The sequence below is a fragment of the Desulfosporosinus sp. OT genome, from assembly GCF_000224515.1.
In the GTDB taxonomy this organism is placed as follows: domain Bacteria; phylum Bacillota; class Desulfitobacteriia; order Desulfitobacteriales; family Desulfitobacteriaceae; genus Desulfosporosinus.
In genome coordinates this window covers 1-22,603 of the sequence record NZ_AGAF01000142.1, presented here as the reverse complement: position 1 = coordinate 22,603, position 22,603 = coordinate 1, and the positions used below count along the sequence as shown (strand labels likewise).

Annotated in this window: 25 protein-coding genes and 1 pseudogene; 14 read left to right on the top strand and 12 right to left on the bottom strand. The window is 41.5% G+C overall.

Annotation, left to right across the window (positions count from 1 at the left end):
* Window positions 1–58 precede the first annotated feature (58 nt).
* The 7 genes from DOT_RS12975 to DOT_RS12945 form a co-directional block, all read right to left on the bottom strand.
* Window positions 59–586, bottom strand: coding sequence for a hypothetical protein (locus tag DOT_RS12975; RefSeq protein ID WP_009619328.1), 528 nt, complete (start codon window positions 584–586; stop codon window positions 59–61).
* A gap of 278 nt (window positions 587–864) precedes the next feature.
* On the bottom strand, window positions 865–1,158 hold the full coding sequence (locus tag DOT_RS12970; RefSeq protein WP_009619325.1) for a hypothetical protein: 294 nt from the start codon (window positions 1,156–1,158) through the stop codon (window positions 865–867).
* Between the two features lie 2 nt (window positions 1,159–1,160).
* Complete coding sequence (locus tag DOT_RS12965; RefSeq protein WP_009619323.1) at window positions 1,161–1,397, bottom strand: hypothetical protein; 237 nt, start codon at window positions 1,395–1,397, stop codon at window positions 1,161–1,163.
* Window positions 1,363–1,989, bottom strand: coding sequence for a replication-relaxation family protein (locus tag DOT_RS12960; RefSeq protein ID WP_242833830.1), 627 nt, complete (start codon window positions 1,987–1,989; stop codon window positions 1,363–1,365). The genes DOT_RS12965 and DOT_RS12960 overlap by 35 nt, the downstream gene beginning before the upstream one ends.
* 13 nt (window positions 1,990–2,002) lie before the next feature.
* Window positions 2,003–3,154, bottom strand: coding sequence for an FtsK/SpoIIIE domain-containing protein (locus tag DOT_RS12955; RefSeq protein ID WP_009619319.1), 1,152 nt, complete (start codon window positions 3,152–3,154; stop codon window positions 2,003–2,005).
* The gene (locus tag DOT_RS12950) at window positions 3,145–3,378 is read right to left on the bottom strand and encodes a hypothetical protein (protein ID WP_009619317.1); all 234 of its coding nucleotides are present in this window, start codon (window positions 3,376–3,378) and stop codon (window positions 3,145–3,147) included. The genes DOT_RS12955 and DOT_RS12950 overlap by 10 nt, the downstream gene beginning before the upstream one ends.
* A gap of 133 nt (window positions 3,379–3,511) precedes the next feature.
* The gene (locus tag DOT_RS12945; protein ID WP_009619316.1) at window positions 3,512–3,703 is read right to left on the bottom strand and encodes a helix-turn-helix transcriptional regulator; all 192 of its coding nucleotides are present in this window, start codon (window positions 3,701–3,703) and stop codon (window positions 3,512–3,514) included.
* A gap of 466 nt (window positions 3,704–4,169) precedes the next feature.
* Between DOT_RS12945 and DOT_RS12935 the strand changes: the two genes are divergently transcribed.
* The 3 genes from DOT_RS12935 to DOT_RS12925 all read left to right on the top strand — a co-directional run bounded on the left by DOT_RS12935 (window position 4,170) and on the right by DOT_RS12925 (window position 5,144).
* Window positions 4,170–4,358 (top strand): helix-turn-helix transcriptional regulator, encoded by a 189-nt coding sequence (locus DOT_RS12935; RefSeq protein ID WP_009619314.1) that lies wholly within the window; start codon window positions 4,170–4,172, stop codon window positions 4,356–4,358.
* A gap of 100 nt (window positions 4,359–4,458) precedes the next feature.
* On the top strand, window positions 4,459–4,755 hold the full coding sequence (locus DOT_RS12930; RefSeq protein ID WP_009619312.1) for a hypothetical protein: 297 nt from the start codon (window positions 4,459–4,461) through the stop codon (window positions 4,753–4,755).
* A 140-nt stretch (window positions 4,756–4,895) separates the two neighbouring features.
* Window positions 4,896–5,144, top strand: coding sequence for a hypothetical protein (locus DOT_RS12925; RefSeq protein ID WP_009619310.1), 249 nt, complete (start codon window positions 4,896–4,898; stop codon window positions 5,142–5,144).
* 194 nt (window positions 5,145–5,338) lie between these two features.
* On the opposite strand, the gene DOT_RS30460 is transcribed toward DOT_RS12925, so the two are convergent.
* Complete coding sequence (locus DOT_RS30460; protein ID WP_157998453.1) at window positions 5,339–5,716, bottom strand: hypothetical protein; 378 nt, start codon at window positions 5,714–5,716, stop codon at window positions 5,339–5,341.
* Here DOT_RS30460 and DOT_RS12920 point away from each other — a divergent pair, their 5' ends adjacent.
* Complete coding sequence (locus tag DOT_RS12920) at window positions 5,717–6,673, top strand: HAMP domain-containing sensor histidine kinase (protein WP_157998452.1); 957 nt, start codon at window positions 5,717–5,719, stop codon at window positions 6,671–6,673. It begins immediately after the preceding gene.
* A 96-nt stretch (window positions 6,674–6,769) separates the two neighbouring features.
* A complete protein-coding gene (locus DOT_RS12915) occupies window positions 6,770–7,162 on the top strand; it encodes a hypothetical protein (protein WP_009619306.1) in 393 nt (130 codons plus the stop codon).
* A gap of 285 nt (window positions 7,163–7,447) precedes the next feature.
* On the opposite strand, the gene DOT_RS12910 is transcribed toward DOT_RS12915, so the two are convergent.
* The 3 genes from DOT_RS12910 to DOT_RS12900 all read right to left on the bottom strand — a co-directional run bounded on the left by DOT_RS12910 (window position 7,448) and on the right by DOT_RS12900 (window position 9,592).
* A complete protein-coding gene (locus DOT_RS12910) occupies window positions 7,448–8,056 on the bottom strand; it encodes a hypothetical protein (RefSeq protein ID WP_009619304.1) in 609 nt (202 codons plus the stop codon).
* 19 nt (window positions 8,057–8,075) lie between these two features.
* On the bottom strand, window positions 8,076–8,468 hold the full coding sequence (locus DOT_RS12905; RefSeq protein ID WP_009619302.1) for a hypothetical protein: 393 nt from the start codon (window positions 8,466–8,468) through the stop codon (window positions 8,076–8,078).
* Window positions 8,469–8,596: 128 nt separating this feature from the next.
* On the bottom strand, window positions 8,597–9,592 hold the full coding sequence (locus DOT_RS12900; RefSeq protein ID WP_139024204.1) for a plastocyanin/azurin family copper-binding protein: 996 nt from the start codon (window positions 9,590–9,592) through the stop codon (window positions 8,597–8,599).
* Window positions 9,593–9,822: 230 nt separating this feature from the next.
* Between DOT_RS12900 and DOT_RS32700 the strand changes: the two are divergent.
* The 8 genes and pseudogenes from DOT_RS32700 to nuoB form a co-directional block, all read left to right on the top strand.
* Window positions 9,823–10,014: pseudogene (locus DOT_RS32700) on the top strand (DUF2935 domain-containing protein); the annotation flags it as partial.
* Window positions 10,015–10,265: 251 nt separating this feature from the next.
* On the top strand, window positions 10,266–10,466 hold the full coding sequence (locus DOT_RS12895) for a hypothetical protein (protein ID WP_009619295.1): 201 nt from the start codon (window positions 10,266–10,268) through the stop codon (window positions 10,464–10,466).
* Window positions 10,467–11,904: 1,438 nt separating this feature from the next.
* Window positions 11,905–13,839 carry a proton-conducting transporter membrane subunit gene (locus DOT_RS12885; protein ID WP_009619291.1) on the top strand — a complete coding sequence of 645 codons (1,935 nt, stop codon included), beginning with the start codon at window positions 11,905–11,907 and terminating at the stop codon, window positions 13,837–13,839.
* A gap of 11 nt (window positions 13,840–13,850) precedes the next feature.
* Window positions 13,851–14,819: an NADH-quinone oxidoreductase subunit H gene (locus DOT_RS12880; RefSeq protein WP_009619286.1), complete on the top strand. Its 969-nt coding sequence runs from the start codon at window positions 13,851–13,853 to the stop codon at window positions 14,817–14,819.
* Window positions 14,820–15,476 (top strand): hydrogenase, encoded by a 657-nt coding sequence (locus DOT_RS12875; RefSeq protein WP_009619275.1) that lies wholly within the window; start codon window positions 14,820–14,822, stop codon window positions 15,474–15,476.
* Between the two features lie 6 nt (window positions 15,477–15,482).
* Complete coding sequence (locus tag DOT_RS12870; RefSeq protein WP_009619274.1) at window positions 15,483–16,937, top strand: proton-conducting transporter membrane subunit; 1,455 nt, start codon at window positions 15,483–15,485, stop codon at window positions 16,935–16,937.
* 1 nt (window position 16,938) lies between these two features.
* Window positions 16,939–18,525, top strand: coding sequence for an NADH-quinone oxidoreductase subunit C (locus DOT_RS12865; RefSeq protein ID WP_009619272.1), 1,587 nt, complete (start codon window positions 16,939–16,941; stop codon window positions 18,523–18,525).
* Window positions 18,526–18,545: 20 nt separating this feature from the next.
* On the top strand, window positions 18,546–19,046 hold the full coding sequence (gene nuoB / locus DOT_RS12860) for an NADH-quinone oxidoreductase subunit NuoB (protein WP_009619270.1): 501 nt from the start codon (window positions 18,546–18,548) through the stop codon (window positions 19,044–19,046).
* Between the two features lie 243 nt (window positions 19,047–19,289).
* Here nuoB and DOT_RS12850 read toward each other — a convergent pair whose 3' ends face one another.
* Window positions 19,290–21,161, bottom strand: a complete 1,872-nt coding sequence (locus DOT_RS12850) for a sigma-54-dependent Fis family transcriptional regulator (protein WP_009619266.1) — start codon at window positions 21,159–21,161, stop codon at window positions 19,290–19,292.
* Between the two features lie 408 nt (window positions 21,162–21,569).
* Between DOT_RS12850 and DOT_RS12845 the strand changes: the two genes are divergently transcribed.
* Window positions 21,570–22,603 (top strand): aldehyde ferredoxin oxidoreductase N-terminal domain-containing protein (locus DOT_RS12845; RefSeq protein WP_009619264.1); only part of this gene is annotated, 1,034 nt, incomplete at its 3' end.

Here is a 22,603-nt window from a genome sequence, read left to right as displayed (position 1 = left end):
AAGGGGGACAAAGCGAAAGCCCAGACCGTTAAGGACGAGGGCTTTCGACTTCTTGGCTCTATTGTATTTGAAAGAGTATTTGTTGACTGCTTGCTCCATCTACAGGACCAAAGGATAGATACTTGCATTTTGTTAAATCAACTTTATCATTATATAGAACTATACCGGTTCCCCCACTATCAGATCTACCTGTAGTAACATTAACGTCAGAACTATCCTTACCATTTTCATCATAAACGACAAAGAATCCTGTTTTATCGAACATTTCGCGTGTCTCTTTTAAGGGAAGAACGTTGTCAATATAAATAATATTATTAAAATCTTTAAATTGCTTCATAGCTTTTACGCTTTGAAAGTTTATTACCATATAGCTTCCATCGCTGTTTTTGTACTTTAAATCGAGACGATAAACCTTATCGAGCTGCCCGATGGATAGATTATTCTGACTTGCGACATCTTGAATGGTAAGTATTTTTGGGGCAACAGGAGGAACGTTAGATGATGCAGGCGCAGTTCCTTTATTGCCAGAAGCGATAACCCCAATTACCGCGAGTATCACAACTGCGATTAATAATTTTTTAAACATACGAACAACTCCTTTTTCATTTTACTTTACTTCGCTTAGTTCAAGGGTTTTCGTGAGTTTTCCTGCATTTCGACAGGATTAATGGTTTTGCGATAAGTTTTGCAATGGTCCCTCACTTGGTCCTTTGTATGGTCCGTAACTTGGTCTGTAGATGGACCAATGTACAAGCTAAATCTAGCTAAAATCAAGGAAAAATTTTCGGAAAGAGAGGGTAAGGGGGAGAGGATTAAGGGAGTCCGAGGGACAAGGAGTGGGGATGGGAGAGATTATTAAAATTTTCACTTAGCCCACTCCTGTTGATCCTTAATTAATCCTGTCCCTGGTGCCCAATTTAAAATAGGTGAATTACCAATCTGATCTTTAAACTCTTGAATATCATCAAATTCTTGCTTTGCTTCATACAGCTTATCGATAACAGGCTTTAAATCAACAATAGTCTTATTGGCCGCCAAAAGAATACATACAAGGATTATCAACTGCCCAATCGTCTTCCTCTCGACTGCTATACATAGTACATAACCTACAAAACCAACAATGCCGATAAGCATTAGATCTGCTACCCATTTGCCCATGGTTATAGCTTTCCTTGGGTAAAGTTAAAAAATAGGCTTAAGAGCTTCCACGCCACAGTGACTACAGAGATTATAGCCGCAATGAGTGAACCGGTTCTGATCATAGCTGAAATCTGTCCCTTACCTACAGAACTTGTAATCATTTCAGCCAACCATGATCCGACGCCTAACATCACCAGAACAATGATCACAAACCCGGGGGAACTAGGCCCGAAGGCCGCAACTGCTGCTGCTCCCATGTAAGCATTCCTCCTTAACTTGTTCTAGGCTAAATACTTGGAATTCAAGGTTATTAACATTTTCTTTTGTAATCTTTTTTAAGAGAGAGTCAATCCTTCCGGTAGTAACAACCCTGATAATAGGGAATCTCTGAGCTAGTGGTACCCACCACATTTTCAAGTATTCACCCGAACTGTAGAAATCATTATATCGTTTTACTTTCTCGGCAAAGTCGTGGCCACTCTCTACAATATTAAATTCTCCATAGAAAAAGGAAAATGAGTTTGACCATAGACTTTTAACGCATATAAGTGCATCTGGGCGAAGAGTTTTGTGGACCACTTCACGTTCAAAACTGTGTAGCTGCATTGTATTTGATAGTGATGTGCATACCCACGTGTAAATCCACGAAACTCCTAAAACATGCTCTATTTGCCCAGGCTTTTTGTCGAGGTAGTAGAAGTATGGCTCGTTAATAGAAATGCGATCACGCTTTATCTTTTTGACATCAACAAGCTTTTTGAGCCTTCTCCTGGTAGTGTGGAGGACGTTATCCTTAAAGAGTAAGAGCTGGATCTGATCTGTATCAAGGGCCCCTTGTGATTCCAACAATCTAAACAGCTCTTTATCTCGGTGGGAGCATTTTGCGTGGTTCGTTAATTGCAATGGGATTCACCACCTTACATGACGCTTTTCCTTTATACAGCTTTACCGCATCTTCAGGATCTAGGAATAAGGTTTGCATTTCAATAGTCTCGAGGCCACACTTATAGATTGCCCTGCCTTTAATGGCAGGGAGATAGGCAGCTTCATCAGAGTCAATTATCATGCGACTATTAATCACATCGGCAACAACGAAGCTTAACCGGCCATAAAACATAGCCTTCATGTCCCCGAACTTCTCAAACGTCTTGCTTGATGGTCTTTGGGTGGCTGCTATGACATGGATCCCAATGAATCTACCCATACGCAACAATCTCCATAAGTCATCTTGTACATCCTCCGGGAGATCTGCCCACTCATCAACGATCAGTACGATAAACTCCATCTCGTAACCCTTCGCTAAATACTTCTGGATCTTCACACAATTGGCGGCTTTAAGCATCTTTTTACGCTTATCTAGCTCTTCGTTGAGCTTCTCTAGGAGTTGCCCGACATCTTTCATTTCATCCACTACTAGGGCCCTTCCTTCGAGGTAAGCAAACTCCGTACTCTTTGGATCTATTATGATCATAAAAGTGTCAGGGCGATAAAGTAGGATGGAATTCGCGAATACATGAAGCTCGTTGGACTTGCCGAAGTTTGTTTCTCCACCCGTGAAGAAGTGAGGATATTCCGTTAAATCTCTGACGATTAAACCCTTTGCCGACATCCCCAACGGCAGGGGCAGATACATATCGTCGTATTTCTCTGGATCAAATAAGCTGAATGGGTAGTTTTTCTTTAGTTCTTCAGCCATGACCTCCATGCTAACAATTTTTCCGCGCTTTTCGATAACGACGGATCCGCCGGTAGCATCAGCGAACAAGGGGGTTTTCTTTTTGAACTCTGAGAATCCAGTACCAGGAGGAAGGGTTAATAAGAATTTCCAGACATCACCTTGCTTTGACTTTTGCTTGATGAGCGGTTTCATTTCGTCTTTGCTATAGAGGGCATTTATCACGTCTTGGATGGCTGCGTGGACATCGTTTCCTTTTCGATGGAGGAATAGGTATTTGAGTTGGTCACGGACTTCTTCGATGACGTTTTGTTGCTTTGCCACAGTTATCAGCGCCATTCCCTAAGATTGAGCATCAGCTCTCGAGCAACAAGCCTTGCTGCATTGGGGGTGATGGGAGCTACCGGCTTTCCCAATGCACCCATTTCAATTAAAACCTTCCTGAATCCATCCCTAACCATGTCAGCCATTTCACCTTCTTCTAGCTTGAGATTGCTTACGGCTTGCTGGATATCTTTGTCACGCTTGCGGAGCCTTGCCCTTAGGACTAATATGTCACTCATTTGTGCACCTCCTGTGTCTCAAGTGGGGTCTGTATGTGGTTTGCTTGTGTCACAAATTACCTGTTAAAGATATATGCCTTGCAAGGTATAATATTACTCACAAGGACTATTTCCATATAAAAAAATTCCCTGATTATTCAGGGAAGAGATATTCGATGGGCTTATTTAAGGCTTTTGAGAACTTCCTAGCTGTTTCAAGGGAAATACTTGTTTTCACTTTTTCATTTATGATTCGGCTTATTACATTTTGACGGATACCAGTCAGTTCTTGAAGCTCTTTCTGGGTTATTCCTCTCTCTTTCATTGCTTCGCGTAAACGATTCATATTATCACCACAAGGCAATTTATTCCATATAGCATTTAAAAAACCCTTCTTTTATCTCAATAATAAGGCCATATGTAATCTACCTTACTTCCAAGGGCTTTTGCGATCTTTTGAGCGGTAGTAAGATAGATGGCTTTTCTATCATTAATTATTTTGCTTATGTCGCATTGAGGGATGCCAGTTAATTGAGACAGTTCCCTTTGTGTCATGCCTCTTTTGTGCATTACGTCTTCAAGTCTATTTTTGCTCTGATACACTCTCATCACCGAAGTCTACTTTCGGCAATCAGGGAACATTTCCTCTGAAAAGTAGACGGTAACCACTAATATATGCGATAACATATCAATTGTTTGTCGATTTATTAATATATTTATCGTAAACTATGTACTTTTTACGGGAGTTTTTATGACTGAATTCGACATGGCTTTAAGTATAGACTTATAGGTAGCATCAAGGGAATGACAGAATGATAGGCAAAAGGATTGTGCAGCTTCGCAAGGAGAGGGGATGGACACAAAATGACCTAGCCAAAGCGGCCAGGTTAAGTAAGGGATATATCTCGGCTATTGAGGAGGGAGATCAGCGACCTAAGGTAAAAACAGTGGCCATGATTGCGAATGCGTTAGGTGTCGGCGTGAAAGATCTATTGAAATAATTAATTAGTTATCGACAAATTACTCCTTGCCAAAATCTGAATAGAGTCCTATCATAGCTATTATGGATGGGCAAACAAATGTTCTGCTGGAGGGGTAATAATGGGAACAAATCTAAAACCAAAGGAAGAAACGTTCGATAATGAATTCTCTAATCCCGAAGATGCCAAAACCGAGGTTAAGGTCAGTGATGATGAGGGCCAAACGTGGCAACGAAGAAAGATCAGTATGGTGGCCGGCCTGGATGAGTCGGGGTTAAATCCAGGGGAGATATTTCAACTCAATGGCGAAAAGTTTTTAGTTTTGGCCGGGGAAGATGGGATGGCGGTTGAGCAAATCAAAAAGCCCGAGCGGCAAAAGTCAGCCATTGAAAAGAAACCAGTAAAACGAAGAGGATAAGAAATAAGGAAGCCCGCTCGACCCTGCCCAGAGTTCGCGAACTTCCTTCACAAAAAAACACACTTCCACAGAAGAATGATTTTGCACCTTGATTATATCCAATTTTACCCTTCTTCGGCAAGTGGGAAAGGGAAGATTTAATGAACGATAGGTCTGAAAATGAAGCAGAAAGAATTTTTAATCGAGTTTACGATGATATCAATAATAGCCCGAAGCAAAAAGAGTATGAATTAGAGATCAGAAAATTAGGGCGCAAAATAATGGAACACCTTGGTCTTGATTGCGCATTATTTTTAAATTACGAGAAACTAATATATTTAATCGAAGGCTTCGGTTTAGAAAGTGCTTATAATATCGGTCTAGAGGAAGGCAAAAATCACGAGGATTAGTTCTGATCGATACCTACCAAAATACCTACCACTTGTTTTTCCTATATTTTAAGCTTTTAAAATATACTTTAAAAGTTGAATTATCGAAACAAATTTCCATTGGATTAAGGGTATTAAAAATTGGTGTTTTATAGAGGTTCATAAAAGTTGCGAAAAGAGAAACACGCTACCTTGGGGTGGTAGAGGTCGCACGTTCAAATCGTGTCGCTCCGACCAGTATTCATGCGGGTTTCAGCCTTACTGAAATAAGGCAAAACCGTGAAATAATGCAACCGTTTTGTAGTTAGCTTTTCGCTTAGTATCCTCTCTTTTTGGGAGGATACTTTTTTATTCTTTTTTAGTAGACCGTTTATGTTTATGCCCGCTGCTACCTTTACTTCCGGCATGACATGAGCGTAGGTATTACCTGTAGTAGCGATATTCAGCAGGGATTTACAAAGGAAGACCTCTCCAAATCCCTGCCTAGAGTTCGGACGATGCGCAACGATTTTATTCCTTCTATCAACAAAAAAATAGAAGGGGCGATCCTCCTTCTCTGCCCCATCAGCAACATCAATCACAATATTGCCCATATGAATCTGATTATCTGGAGCGTTGCCGTTGCCATGATCATCGTTAGTATACCTTTTATCTATTTAAACTCCAGGAGAATCTCTAATCCAATCAAAGAAATGGATGCGACAGCTCGAAAAATTGCAGCCGGCGAAATGGTCGATCACATGGTAACTGAATCCAAAGATGAAATTGGAAGGCTTTCCAAGTCATTTAAGGATATGAAAGATAAGATAGAAAAAACAGAAGAAATGAGACGAGAGTTAATTGCCGATGTTTCCCATGAACTCAGAACGCCATTGACCTCGATTAATGGATTTGTTCAGGGAATTATCGACGGAATAATTGAACCTGAAAATCATCGTGAGTATATGCTTCTGATTCAGGAAGAAACAAATCGTCTGATTTGTTTAACTTCTGATTTTCTAGATTTGGCAAAGCTTCAGTCCGGCGGAATAGAACTGCATAAGGAACGATTACATTTATTCACTCTGGTTGAAGGTGTTTTGATTGAGTTTAGCAATCTAGCTATAAACAAGCAACTATCAATGATAAATCAAGTCACCTCACAGCTTTATGTTACAGCTGATCCATCTGCTTTAAAACAAGTGTTGATTAATATCATTAGCAATGCTATCAAATATTCAACGGAAGAGGGTCAAATTTCTGTTGAATCGGAACACGATATCTATAATGTTCGATTAGTTGTTTGTGATAACGGTATTGGTATAGCTGAGGAAGATTTGCCTCACATTTTTGAAAAGTTTTATCGCTCAGACAGAGCTCGGAACAACGAAGGTAAAAGTACGGGGCTGGGATTATCGATTGCAAAGAATTTGGTTGAATTGAATGGAGGTAGCATATGGGCTGAAAGTACAGAAGGAAAGGGTACTTCGGTTATATTCACTCTTCCTGTTTCAGATTACAGGGAACGAAAAAATGAAACTTTTACAAATCGTTTACATTTGATCCATTAGAAATTTAAAACTTAAGATTATATTATATTTACCGGATCAACCAACCAGCTAACCAACTTGAAGATAATGCTATAGTTTTAGAAGAGGGGGTGGACTATGAAGAAATGGATTTTCCTAATTAGTGTTACCTTGGCGTTAAGCATTTTCGGCTCTGTGGCTTGCGCTAAAAATACAACGATTCCCGTATCTAAAGTAATATCAGAAGACCAGAGGAAGAGCGCTGAAACCAAGAAGGCATCGGGAGAAATTTTAACTGAGCAAACAAATACTTCTGAAGGTTCGACGACACCTGCCGTAGGTGAGCTGCAAGCGAATGAAACAGATGAAGGTATATCCATTATTACGAAATCTGACAATGTTAATTCCAATGCACCTAACCAGGAGACTATAAATGAAACAGATGGAGGTATAACCATCATCATGAAATCCGACAATGGGCGAGCGAGGTTGTCTTCATTTGAAGGTAGCCCATTTTGTTTTGATCATTAATCTTTAAACCATTTTCCATTTCAAGATATTCCTACCCTTTACAATTCAATATCTATGTTTTCATCAATATTACCCAAAAGGCCTAATATATAATTACTTATAAACAGAAACATGCGATTAGAGTCAGAACAATGATGGGTTCTAAGGGAAGAATGGGAAGGTAAATAAGATCACAGAATACGCAAAAGGGAACTGAAGTATTGCACTTAGTTCCCTTTTTTATGTTTTTTAGAAATTATAGGTTTAAGCCTTCGGTTCTCAATGTTGATGACTTACAAATAGATTTTATTGATTCTGAGCTTGTTTAATCAGGTCCTTAAGTTGAGCAGAGTTGGGTCCATTGGGATCTTGGTTCAGGGCAGTTTGCCACATCCGGATGGCTAAAGCGTTGTCCTTTTTATACTCATACAGAAATACGCCATAATTATTCAAAGCGGGGGTGAAATTTGGATTTATACTTAAGGCCTTTTGGTAACTTTGTTCCGCTATATCAAATTGGTCGCTATAATAGGCAGCTGTTGCCATATCCGTTATGACATTGAGGTCTTGTTTATTCTTGAGAACAACTTGATAATTTTTTACTGCCTGACTATAATCCTCTTTAGCTTCGTTCGGAGCATTTTTTCGGGCTGCGGTTCCTAAATCATAATAAGCATCTCCCAAATCCTGCTGCAAACCGATATCATTGGGGCTTGATTTCAGTTGTTGCGTAAGAGTATCAACACGGTTCTTAGCATTGGTATAGTCACTGTTGCTGGATGTCGATGAAAGGGGTGTTGAACCACCATTATTATTGTAAAAGAATCCATAGGCCCCGGCCCCAATTAAACATGCGGCGAGCAAGGCTACAATAATAACGGTTTTTAATATTTGGCTTTTCTTTGTGTCATGCATGGCACGTCCTCCTGAAAAATTAGGAGATATACATATAATCCCCTAAAACAGCAATTTTATTTAAATTATTTGACATGATGATCTGTAACCGATTTGCGCACTCGATTTCGCGAGCGCGCTTAAGTCTATAATTCCATTGTCCAGGTTGGTTAAACATACCTTCCATCATATATGTGCCAGGATCCATAGCCATTGAACCCATTGAAGATTGTTCCAGCATAGCTGATGCACCTTGTTTATCTATGCTGGAGGACATATCCATGCCGACCATACTGTTGCTATTATCAGAGCTATCCATGTTGCCTCTATTGCTCATCGTTGCCGGGCTCATCATTACTTCCGCCCCAGTAACCGGTTTACCGGTAGCTTTGTCTTTAATGATAACAGTGAAAGTTGCTGCTTGATTGGCCATAAGGTTTACTGGCTGGTCTGCATAATCACATGGTAAGGTCCAGCGTCTTGTTATAGTCCACTTGAGGCTGCCAGAGTATTTGTAGCAAACATAAGTGTTAAAAGTAAAAGGGATAGAGAAAGTTTTCTTTAACCGATAATAATTTTCCCGTACATACCTTTTGCAGCATGACCTGGGTATTGGCATATATAGTAAAATTGACCACTATCACTTGTCGTAAACGAAACCTGGGCAGACGGATATTGATTAGTTGAAGCTTCAGGAATTGTTGGGAGAAAGCTGCCCGGGTAAACCCCTCCCTGCATCATCGCCATATAATAATATGGAGGGGGAGCGGTTGTTAACTCGACTCCATGAGGCATTCCGGTATCCTCATTGATTAGCTCCATAGTTACTTTAGCTCCTTGAGGGATTTTTAAGGTTGGGTTTATTAAGCCGCCGATAACGAATTTACCATCAGCTTCTTCTGGCCCGCCATACATAACAATGTTTACATCTGTGCCGGTGTAGGTTATCGTATTCGCACTTTTGTCGATTGTGGCGTTGGTTAAGGAGGCCTCCATATCCTTTGCCGCACTATTATCATCTTTAATATTTTGGTTATAACTACTGCTATTGCCGTAGCCATAGCCGCCCATCATACCGTAACCTCCGCTGTATCCATTAGCACCATAGCCGCCCATCATACCGTAACCTCCGCTGTATCCATTAGCACCATAGCCACCCATCATACCGTAGCCTCCGCTGTATCCGTTAGCACCGTAACTGCCCATCATACCGTAACCTCCGCCGTATCCATTAGCACCATAGCCGCCCATCATGCCATAGCCTCCACCATATCCATAAGAACCTGGAGTAGTGACGTCACTTGAATTATTGTCGGCTGAAGACGGGGATGTATTTGCAGATTGTATATTCGTTGTCGGACTATTATTAGCTGTGCTATTTCCGTTCGTAGTAGCTGTTGTTTCTGGATTGGAAGTTTTATAAACGGCGAGTGATATACCAGGAGTTTGTCCGACTGATTGGGTGACAACTGCCCCAGTGTTCATGGCGATTACTGTACCTGAAAGCGCAATCACGCTAGCTATAGAGAGCCCTACAATCCAATTTTTCTTGTTCATCATGATTCCTCCCTAAGATTAACTTTAGAATATGTTTAACTCCAACCTTGTTTTATGTCTCAAATTATAAAAAATCAATACGATTTTGCTGTGAATGAGTTGTGAATTTCTTATGAATTTCTTAAAGAAATCTTCACACACGAAAAACTCCATGACAGCGATGAACTGTTCTCTGTCAAGGAAGGTTTTTTTCTTCTTATAGTTGTCTTACAGAACTTTGGTCTTCTAGTGGACTACGTGAACAAAACCGTCTAATCATTGACCCATTAATACCAGATCATATGTTACGGGAAGAGTGCTATTATTTAATAAAACTTTCCACTGTTTCCGATGTTGAAAGCCCTTCCTGTGACCCCGCTACCACCTTTATAGATGATAGCCTATCAAAGGAAATTGCCGAAAGAATTTCTGGTTGTTGTTAAAGAATTCGAATTGCTTTTGAAAGCATTGCAAAAGTAGCTCAGAATATTGCGTCCAAGAATCCAAGATAAATAAGGATGAGAAACATTACATAGATACAAATCTCATGAGGGACCGAATTAGTGTGTTATAATTTAGCTCGATTGCAATAGAAGATTAGATGATTCGACAGGATATGCCAGGATGACACAATTTAAAATGCAGGAAAGTCTTTCCTTTTACCGAAGTGATGAGGTAGAAGGGAGGGATAAAGATGCATTGCGAACTATTAGATAAAGACGTCCTAATTGAAGTTTGGAAAGAGATCAGAGACGAAAAGGATAAGGATATTATTTTAAAAACTGTATATAAGTGTAGTGAATGTTACGTCGAAGTTATTGTTGGCAGAAAAATTTTCAAATACTGTGATAAAATGGGCAGTGAAAAATGTCTATTGAAACAATATGTAGATTAAGAGCCGAAAGGCTCTTTTTCATTGAACAAAATATCATGCCAAAACTCTAATCGTTAATGCGTGGAATACTTGTTCTAGGCGATTTATTTTGGCAGTTGGGACAACGTAATAACAATTTCATTCACTTCCTTGGGGTTAGATTATGAGTGATAATAGACCAGTGTTACAGGCTGCAGGGGATAAAGGTATAGTTTCATAGTGCTGGGTAAAATTGTAATGATAGTTCTGCAGTGGCCTAGAAATCAAACTTAGTTCAGTGTTTTTAAGAGCATTCTGAGAGGGGGGCTTTTTCGCTATCCTTGAAAAATAAAGACGCCTCTTTTTCAGAGACGTCGAGTAGTTTAGCCTTTTCCGTGTTCGTGACCATTGTACATTGGAACCTGTTGCTGTTCGTGGATTACCTCTTTCTGTTGGCGATAGTAGAGACAATAACATGGAGAGATAGGATAATAGTAAACATATATCGGATAAGGGTAGCAGCGTATATGATCAAAAAGATGCATTGCACCTTCACTCCTTTCGTTAGTACTTTGATCTCCTATACCAATATATGGTATGATAACGCCTAATGAAAGTTGTTCCATCTTGCATTAGGTGCAGTGAATAAGTATAACTATCATATTCTTAAAATATTTTGTTCAGGAATTATTTTAGCCTAGGTAAATTACCTAGGCTAAAACCGTCAAAGGCTACTACAGGCATGGTCTTGGTGGCTTTGGTGGTGGGATAGGTGGGTGAACGGGTTTCTGGAGTAATTCCCATAGTTCCCAAACGATGATTAACAATAAAATAATAATAACTACCAATGATGCTATAATCATTTACTTCACCCCTTCGCTTTTGATAATTATAAGATTGGGCGGGTTCTTAATGTATTCTATTCAGCATGTCTGTTGGATGTTCTTGGAAATAGTGCTTATTACCTGAGTGATTGTCAGGAAAGTACTTACTTAAATCTGAAGGAAACTAGTCACTGACTTCGTGTTCAATTAGGAAAAACAAATCAAATAAAGTTAAAGTAAAGAAACATATTATCAAAGTTTTTATCAATAATTTTTATAGAAGAGGGAATTTATGAGTGGATACATGGTATTGAAGACTGTGTTTATTACAATATCTTGTCCGCAGAGGCGGTTCTGTAATACTTACAGGTGATAACCTTGGTGATATATACGTTAATTATTTAGTAATATCATTTTTTTATGGTAACAAAAATGTATATTGTATTTTATATAGAAATTGCAACGACATGGATTTCTGGTAGAAATACTCTGAATTATGGCGATATTTGCTGATTAGTGAACAAAAAGAGGCTTCTTGCTATTTGATATTTAGGGTGTTATTGCTTATGATTAAATGGCCATCCGTTCGTTTATTTGAGTGGATGGAAGGACTAGATGACATTAATTCATAATAGGTAATCAGGGGGTAAGCATTAATGGCAAATAAGGAGAGCCAATCCGTTCGTCAATTATTAATGAGCTTATGTATCGTATTGGCTGGAGCAGGACTGGTCTGGGGTTTTGTGACGTCCCGAAGTGGGGATTGGGTTCAAACAGGATTGAAGTTCTTTACAGGAGAAGGAGCGGAGCGTTGGCTCTCTTGGAAAGTAGATGGACTGACGATGTTCTTCCTTTTCATTCTGCTCTTGGGTCAAGGTTTCTCATCCCTATACGCACTAGGATACTTAAAGGAATATGAAGAAAAGAAGAAAAGTCTTTGGCCTTTTTATGTAAATTGGTTTTTGTTTCTTGGTAGCATGTTTGGCGTATTGCTTGCGGATGACGGCTTTTCCTTTTTGCTGACATGGGAAATGATGTCCCTTTTCTCATTCTTTTTAGTTCTGTATGAAAACGAAGATCATCAAAACCGAAGGTCTGCTTACATATATCTGGTAATGACTCATGTTGCAACGGTCTTCCTTACTGCCGCGACCTTGTTTTTATATACGAAGACTGGCAGTTTTGCTTTTGAGGTATGGGCGAGTGGGGCTCCCACACTTACCACAATCCAACTTAATTTAGTTTTTCTTGCGTTCTTCATTGGTTTAGGTACAAAAGCAGGTTTTGTTCCCTTTCATATTTGGTTACCTCATGCCCATTCGGCTGCACCAAGTCCTGTATCTTCACTAATGTCAGGAGTCATGGTTAAAGTTGCTCTCTATCTCTTTTTAAGATTAGTCTGGTTAACGCTAGGACCTGGACCTGTCTGGTGGGGATGGCTATTTTTGCTGGTCGGAGCACTATCTGCCTTCGTAGGGATACTCTCTGCCTCAGTTCAGTCAGATCTTAAGAAATTACTTGCTTTTTCCACGATAGAAAATGTAGGTATTCTGGGAATTGCATTAGGAAGCGCTTTTCTGGCAAGATCCTGGAATAATGATTGGGCCATGGATTTAGCCCTTGTCGCTTTCTTTTGGCATACTTTGCAACATATGCTTTTAAAGTCGTTACTTTTTATGGAAGCCGGAAATATCATTCAGGCAACGCATACTCGGAACTTGGAGCGTTTAGGTGGGTTGCTCAAGCGGATGCCCAAAACAGCTCTTGGAGCCCTTATAGGAATATTAGGTATCACAGCGTTACCCCCGCTCGGTGGGTTCTGGGGAGAATTGATCCTTTTCCAATCCTTGTGGACGAATACCCTGAACCTTACAAATGGCTGGAGTAAAGTTGTCTTGCCATTAGCTATTGGTGTTCTGGCCTTGGTTGGAGGATTATCTATTGCCACGTTTGTGAAATGGTTTGGAGTCTCTTTCCTTGGACAAGCCCGTTCCTCAGTGACAGAAAGGGCTACAGAAGCACACTTTGTTCAGGTCCTTGCTCCATTATTAATTTGCGGGTTAGCGGTTTTAAGTGTGCTTTGGCCTTCAGCTACCTTAGCCTTGTTGAACTTGCCGCTTTCGGTTTTGAGAACCAGTGATGTTGAACGCATACGGTTAGCCCTTGGGACACCGCTTAACCTGTCCTCAAGCTATCTAGTCCTGCTAATTTTTCTGACGGTGATCGTAGTTCTCCTTAGTAAACGAGGCCTTCGTAGAGTTACGGCAACTTGGAATTGTGGTGCTCCATTGACTCCAAGTATGCAATATACTGCTGGAGGATTAACAAATCCCATTCGAGTCCTTTTTGCTAAAGTGTTAGGTTCGCGACGGCATGTGGAGGGTGATTTCGGTGGAACCCGTTACAGTCTGCGTTCTTTGAGGTACGAAGGGAGAATTAAGGAAGTTTTTGAGGATTTCTTATATCGACCTTTAATACGTGGACTAGTTTGGTTGGCAACCCAAATCCGTAAACTGCAAGAGGGGAGCATTCATCTTTATTTAGGCTACCTATTGATCACGGTCATCGTCGTTTTAATTATAGGACGTTAGGAGGAGAAGAGATGGACGAACTATATGCTGTTTTAACCCGTCTGTTGATGGGACTTGGACATTTAGCCTTGATTTTAGTTGTCGCACCACTTCTTCAAGGTTTTATTAAAAAAAGTAAAGCGTTTTGGCAAATGCGACAGGGTCCTTCAATCCTTCAACCATACCGTGACTTAAGGAAAATGATGAAGAAGGAGGAATTAATCTCGGAACATGCCTCCTGGATCTTTCTTTTGACGCCTCGAGTTGCTTTTGCTGCCACATTAATGGCCGCACTCGTTATTCCCAATGCTTGGGGCTGGGCGCCATTAAGCGGATGGGGGGATCTGTTTTTATTCGGGGCAAGTCTTGGTCTTGTACGCTTGTTTTTGACACTTGCGGGGTTAGAAGGAGCAGGAACGTTCGGGGGGATGGGATCGAGTAGAGAGCTTTTTGTGGGATTAATGACTGAGCCTGCTTTGCTTTTAGGGCTAATCGTCTTAGCGTTTATAACTGAGACAACATCCCTACAAGGGATGGCGGCCAGCTTGCTGAACGTATCACCCATTTTCATCCCACGCATATTAGCCTTAATAACCTTGGGAATGGTTAGCGTTGCGGAGATGGGACGAATCCCAATGGACAATCCAGATACTCATTTGGAATTAACCATGATTCATGAAGGCATGTTGCTGGAATACACTGGACCTTCACTGGCGCTGTTGAATTTTTCTGAGCAGGTCAAACAACTCTTGCTGCTTATTTTATTGACTCAGATTATATGGCCTAGCGGGTTGATCACAGGTGGTGATGGTTTTTTAGGAATACTCTGGGCTTTGGGTTTCGCGGGAGTCAAAGTTGCTGTTTTAGGATTCTTCTTTGCCACTGCGGAGAGTCTTTTTGTTAAAAGGCGGCTTTTCCGAGCTCCACATTTTTTGGCAACGAGCACAGCTTCTGCCATATTGGCCTTAGTATCACTCTGGATTATAAGGGGGCAGATTTAAGTGGCGGGAATTTCTGAAAATTGGCTCAACTTAGTACTCCTTGTGCTTTTAACTAGTGGATTGAGTATTGTGTACAGTAACCGGGTCCAGAAGGCCTTGAATTGGTGGACAGTGCAAACTATTGCTGTTTCGCTCCTTATTTTAGCTCAAGGGGTATACCACGATGAACCTGAGGTCATCTTCGTTGGTGTGTTATTGTTAATTGGTAAGGCCGGGATCATCCCTATACTTTTACGACGTGTATTGAGAGAGTCAAAGACCGCATGGGTGGGTGAAATATATTTAAAGCGCGCTACATCGTTAGTTGTCGCCGGAGCTTTAACGATTATCGCCTATGATGTGACGAAACCCTTAATGGCACTTCCCCAAGCAGGTTTTCGTAACGGCTTAGCCGTTGCCATAGCATTAATCTTCTTTGGCCTTCTACTGATGATGATTCGTAAGGTCGCTATAGTACAAGTAGTGGGAATTTTGCTTATTGACAATGGAATATTCCTCGCTGGATTTTTTCTGACCCAAGGGATGCCTTTGTTAGTGGAAATGGGGAGCATGTTCGATATCCTTGTCGGGATTGTTATTATAGTGATTTTATCTAAACAAATGCTGGAAAATTATGATTCGCTGAATGTTGATCACATGAGGTCATTGAAAGGATAGTATGCGATGTTTATTGGAGTAGCTGTAATCGCGGCGGTTGGAATGCTGATTTCGGCAAAGGTTACTTATTTGAAACTTTTAAACAGCTTAGCCCTTGTTTTGTTAACGTTGAGTGGTGGCTGGACCATTAGACAAACGTTATTGCAGGGGTCCTATGGGTACGGGTCGGGCATTTTATATTGGGATGCCTTGAGTGCCTTACTTCTTAGCGTAATTATTATTATTGCTGTTTATGTAATCCTCTTTTCTCTAGGGTATATGGAGAAAGAAGTCCATGAGAAGAAACTTCCCAGAACCAGTTTGAAGTGGTATTATTTCTGGATATGGATCTTTATCGCAACGATGCTTCTAGTTGTTAGCACACCTAATCTGGGCGTTCTTTGGGTAGGGATTGAGGGGACAACCTTAGCCACGACTCTCTTGGTTGGGTTCTATCGCAACAAGAAGGCAGTTGAAGCAGCTTGGAAATATGTGATTTTATGCACAGTAGGCATTAGTTTTGCTTTGTTGGGAACAATGTTGCTTTTTGCGGCGGCCGCACCTCATTTAGGTCAAAGTTTGACAGCTTTGGATTGGCGTATGCTCCCCAAAATAGCATCACAGTTAGACCCTAATTTATTCCGCCTAGGTGTCCTGTTTACGGTCGTTGGTTATGGGACTAAAGTCGGTTTCGCCCCCATGCATTCTTGGCTTCCTGATGCTCATAGTCAGGCGCCTTCTCCAGTTAGTGCCCTGTTATCCGCAGTTTTGCTCAATTGTGCGCTTTATGCTATTTTGCGTTGGTACACTATAGCTCGTCTCACGGAGTTGGGTCCCGATTTCATAGGTAAAATACTGATAGGTTTTGGTCTTTTATCGTTGGCACTGATGGTAGGATTTATCTTAATGCAGAAAGATGTAAAACGATTATTGGCCTATTCAAGTGTAGAACACATGGGAATCTTAGCTTTAGGTTTTGGTCTCGGAACTCAGGAAGCAGTCTGGGGGGCATCGTTACATCTCCTGCTTCATGCCCTAACAAAGGCAAACCTATTTGTCATTATTGGAAGTTTGGTACAAAAAACGGGCACAAGACAAATTCCTAGGATTCGTGGAATCTTTAAAGTATGGCCTTTCACGGGGATTGTAATGGTTTTAGGACTATTAGGAATCACAGGAACCCCTCCGTTTGGAACGTTCCGTTCAGAGTTAAGCATCTTATCAGGTCTGTATAAAACCGATCATCCAATACTCGGCTTTCTAACCATTCTATTTCTGACACTGATCTTTGCAGGGTTTCTATTTCATTTTCTCCAGATGTTTTATGGTAAACCAAGTGGACGTTATCAAGCGGGAGAGAGTGTTAGTACACTGGCCCTAGCGATTCCTCTTTTGGTAGTTCTCTTCTTAGGCTTGTTCATTCCCCAAAGCCTTAATCAGGCCCTAAATCAAGTCGTCAAAGTGATATTGGGAGGAGTATAGGATGCTAGGCTTACGGGATTACTTACAGATTTATACCGGTATAGAGATTATTAAATGGGATAATCAAGAGGGTATCGTGGCAATGGATTCTCAAGATCTTCCCGATATTTTGGCTTACTGTTTAGAAATGAAGCCGCGTCCGATTTGGTTAACCCATGTTGTCAATGATGAACGCCAATTAGGAAATGACTTCTGTCTTTACTTGATTCTCCATTTTCCAGACAAGGATTTTACACTCACTTTAGTTGCGAAGGGAATTAAAGATGAGTTTCCTTCGTTGTCCTTAATCTTGCCAGCACTGAATTGGTCAGAACGAGAAGCCCAAGATCTTTTTGGTCTGCGAGCTGTTGGACATCCTGATCCACGGACTTTAGTTTTGCACCCGGGGTGGCCTAAAAACTTTCATCCCCTGCGCAAGGATTACAAAACAGGAAAAGAATACAAATCCTTTAAACGAGGTCCTTTAGTGTTCCCAGAAATGCATGGGGAGGGAATCTTTCAGGTTCCAGTTGGTCCGATTCATGCGGGAATAATTGAGCCTGGGCATTTCCGTTTTTATGTTATTGGAGAACCTGTTTTGCATCTTGAGGCCCAACTCTTCTATACTCATAAAGGAATTGAGAAGCTCCTTGAAGGAAAAAGCTTAGAAGAAGGGTTGCTCATAATTGAACGGGTTTGTGGAGTATGTGCCGTGAGCCATGGCCTTGCCTATTGTGAAGCTATTGAAAAACTTGCGAACATCGAACTTCCTCGCCAGGTCTTGTTATGGCGAACGATTCTGGCAGAATTAGAACGAGTATATAACCATATTGGAGATATAGGTAATATGTGTGCCGGAGTTGGTTTTGCCTTAGGTAATGCCAACGGCTCACAATCAAAGGAAAACCTTCAACGTCTAAATTTAGAATTTTTCGGTCATCGCTTTTTACGGGGGATGGTTGTTCCGGGGGGAATTAAGTCTGTTCCAGGGCCAAAGGATAGTCAAGAAATTTTGAACCGCCTGATGGAACTAGCAAACGATTTTGAAGATTGGATACCTCTGTTACTGGAACATGACGGCTTCAGGCAGAGGGCTGTGACAACCGGAGTTTTAAAGACGGAAAGCGCTATTGATCTAGGAGTTACGGGGCCAGCCGCTCGAGCTTCAGGTGTGGCTTATGATTGGCGCGAACTTCATAGTCACCTTCTGTATCCCGAACTTATGGTGAAATCAGTTGTCGAACATAATGGAGATGTTTGGGCTAGATTAATGGTACGGGTTAAGGAAACAAGAGAGAGTTTCAGGTTCCTGGAGACGTTACTGCGTAAAGGGATGCAGGAAGCAGGGCGCTCAAGCTATATAATGAACACTTTTTCCAATAAACTGATACCATGGCAGGGAGCTTGGGGTTGCGTTGAGTCCCCGCGTGGAACGGATGTTATTTGGCTTATGTTGGATGACAAGGGTAAAATCTACCGTTGCCGCATTCGATCTGCAAGTTATGCTAACTGGCCTGCCGTACCTCTTACCGTACCGGGCAATATTGTACCAGATTTTCCTTTAATCAATAAGAGTTTTGAATTATGCTATAGTTGTTGCGACCGCTAGCCGAAAAGGGGAGATAACACATGTGGAGTATTCTGCTCCGGAAGTTGAAAATGGGAAGTCTCACGGAGAAACATGAAGATTCTCTAATACCTCACAAGTCGTCCGATTTACCATCGAATTTTAGAAAGTCCCTGCAGATTCGGCACCTTGATTGTGGTTCCTGCAATGGATGTGATTGGGAAATGACTGCTTTAGGCAATTCCCTTTATGACCATCAGCATTTCGGTATTGACTTTGTGGCTTCCCCTCGTCATGCGGATCTATTAATGTGTACTGGGCCGGGCTCCACCCAGTTGGTGAATGCTGCCCATGAAACCTATGAAGCGATGGCCAAGCCAAAGTGGGTCATGGCAGTAGGAGATTGTGCAATCGATGGTGGGGTATTTAAAGGTGCGTATGCTAGTGCAGGCGGTATAGGAAAAGTATTACCTGTAGATATTAAGGTCCCGGGTTGCCCACCAAAACCCGATGATATGATCAAAGCTTTACTGGAGTTTATGGGGAGGAAGTCGGTGTCTTAGCCATACACACTTGTCTTTGCTATTCTCTTGACACGAAAACCTTCGGGTTGCGCTGGCCTGATGCTAAGCATCGTTGGGGCATTCGACACTAGGAACATTCTGTTCCGTCGCATGTATGAACTATGGTTGATGAAAGATTTTGGGTATAAATATGAAAAAGAGCCTAAGGGCTCTTTTTTAACGTTTAGACCTTATTTATATTATCAGGAGAAGAAACCAGGCATGAGTAACCAAGCTACCTAGCTATAGCTTTATATCTAGTTCTTTAATCTTGCGGTAGAGGGTGTTTCGGCCAATACCCAGAAGCTTGGCAGCTGGTGCAATTTTTCCTTTAGTTTGGGTGAGTGCATAGAGGATTGCATGTTTGGTCTGTTGGTCTAGTAAGGGTTGAGGTTCAAGTTCGGTTTTTGTGTCGGGTTGCCTAAATTCATCAGGCAAGTCAGCTACAGTTATAACGGGGCCATCTGATAACGCCACCATGCTTTCAATACAGTTTTCAAGTTCTCGTACATTTCCGGGCCAGGGATGGGCTAGTAAATGAGCATAAACCTCTGGTTGAATACCTAATGTCGGAATGCCAATAGATGCACATGCTTTGCGGATAAAATAGGGAACTAAATCTTGAATATCTTCAGTACGTTCACGCAGTGGAGGTAATTCCAAGGTGACAACTTTCAGGCGATAAAATAAATCTAAACGGAATTTCTCCGAAGCAACAAGAACCGAGAGATCTTTGTGCGAGGCTGCAAGGACCCGAACGTCAACTTTAATGGCCTTGGTATCACCTACGCGCGAAACCTCCTTTTCCTGGATTACTCGCAGGAGCGCAATTTGAACATTTAAAGGCATGTCACCAATTTCGTCTAGAAAAATAGTTCCTTTATCGGCTAATTCGAATTTCCCTGGTTTGCCACCACGGCGTGCTCCAGTGAAAGCTCCCTCTACATAACCAAATAGCTCACTTTCAACCAGAGTAGAAGACAATGAAGCACAGTTCAACGCCACAAATGGCCCTTTGCACCGAGGACTAAGTTGATGGATAGTTCGAGCAATGATTTCCTTACCGGTTCCACTCTCACCGTGAATGAGTACTGAAGAGTGAGTTGCAGCAACTTTCGAAGCTCGTTCAAGAGTTCGTTGCGTGGGCGCGCTGTGTCCGATCCAGAGGGTACTGGTCAAGGGGGTTTCCTCAGTAACTTGAACCGTTCCTACAGCACCGAGTGACTGGCCGGCATCATTAACTACGCGTGTCAAATGAGAGGAAATTGCTTTTCCTGCCGGATCTTTAATACGGAGATCGAGAGATTGACCACTTAACATCCACCCTTTTGGCGAACTAAAGATGTCCGTGGCAAGATGACCAATGATGCTTTCTGGACTACGTCCAAGCAGTGCAGCTCCCAGAGGGTTAATGTTGGTTATGATACCGTCACGATCAATGGCGAGAAAGCCTTGGCGTAAAAGTCTAGAGGCTAACTCAAATCCTTCTTTGTAAAACTTTAACTGACTTTCTAACTCGAAAAGACGCAAATTTTTCTCAATCATATTTGCGCCCATCATAGCGATAGATAAGATTTTTTGACGGTCTGGACTGGCTTCGCCGCTAATATCCAAAACGCCAATCGGAGCACCCTGGCTGTTTTGAATTGGAGCAGCCCAGCATGCTAAAAAGTGATTATCTTGGACAAAGTGCTCCCAACCGAAGACAGAAATGGGGGCATTGTCACGCAGGGCTGTTCCGATGGCATTGGTTCCACGAACTTCTTCCCGCCAATCGGCACCAGCGCTTAAATGTACTTTTTGAGCTTTGCTCATAAAGGGGGCATCCCCAATGGCTTCGATGATGTAACCATCATTGTCACCTAACAAAATGGTATAATTGGTGCTTCCCAGCAAGCTGAAAATGTAAGGCAAAACAGGTTCACCCGCTCGGATCAGGGATTCTTGAGCATCTCGGCGCTCGCTGAGAAGAGGAGTTGACAGAATGTCCCGATTAGAAACTAGCGTATGGTCTACTTGATACTCAAGACTTCTTTGCCAGGAGCGATAGATAGTAGGAGTTACTTCTGATTCGACGCTTTCTCCATTTATAAAACGCTTCCAATGGTTGCTCATATAACTCTTCTCCTCTCCTCTCTAAGCATAGAAAATAATTGTCCTATTATTGACAAGAATATCATACCTGTTTCAATCAAACAACCGTCGGCAAAAATTAATTGGTTGGAAAGTGTTTCATAATGGGACATATTTAAAAGACAAAACGCTCAAATGTGGAACAGAAGTCAAGTTGAATAGTTAAACTGTTCGATCTAAAGTCCATTGTGTTGTTTGTTTTAATTTGTTTTAATTTGTTTTAATTTGGTAATTTCAGACAAATTGAGCAATTCAATTTTGTTTTAGATTTTAAATAATTGGCACGATAATTGCTATTTAACTAAACAAGACCGCTTTAGGGAGAGCGGGACTGAGTTTAAGTCCCGGAAGGCTTTGATCGGAATAAAATAGAAACTAGGAGGAAGATTCATGGGCGGATATACCGGAAAAGTATTACGTATCAATCTTACAGAAGGTAAAATAAGTACTGAGCCTTTAAACATGGAGCTTGCAAAGAAATATTTAAGCGGGCGTGGGCTTGCGGGTAAAATGTTTTTTGATGAGGTAGCAGCAGATGTCGATGCACTTTCTCCAGAAAACAAAATGTATATTGCTACAGGAGCGCTTACGGGAACAAATGCTCCAACGTCAGGTCGATTTATGGTTGTGACAAAATCACCTCTAAATGGAGCTACCTCTTCCTCAAATTCCGGGGGATATTGGGGAGCACAGCTTAAGTTTGCAGGTTATGATATGGTCATCTTAGAAGGCAAAGCAGCTAAACCTGTGTATATTGCTATTAATGACGACCAGGTCGAAATTAAAGACGCGGCCAACGTTTGGGGTAAGGATGTTTATGCTACTACTGAGGCCTTAAAACTTGAGTTTGGGGATGATAAAGCTAAAGTCTTAACCATTGGTCCGGCAGGTGAAAATCTCTCACTGATGGCAGCTGTCATGAATGACCTTTATCGAGCTGCTGGGCGTAGTGGAGTTGGTGCCGTTATGGGATCAAAGAATCTAAAAGCGATCATTGTTCGTGGCACAGGAAAAGTCGAAAACGCCAATCCGGATGAAATGAAAAAGGTCTTAAGCGCTGCTTTAGGTAAAATCAAGGAAAATGGTGTAACAGGTCAAGGACTTCCAGGTTACGGTACAGCAATTCTGGTTAATATTATTAATGAAAGCGGCATATATCCGGTCAAGAACTTCCAGGAAGCATATGATCCTGATGCAGATGAGATCAGCGGTGAAACTATGACCGCAAACCATTTGATCAAGAAAGATGCCTGCTATCGCTGTCCAATCGCTTGTGGTCGCCATAACAAATGGGAAGGCGGCGAAGGCGCTGGTCCTGAGTATGAAGCAGTATGGTGCTTTGGTTCCGACTGTGGTATCCATGATTATGACGCAATTCATGCTGCCAATGATTTATGCAATAAATTAGGGATGGATTCAATTTC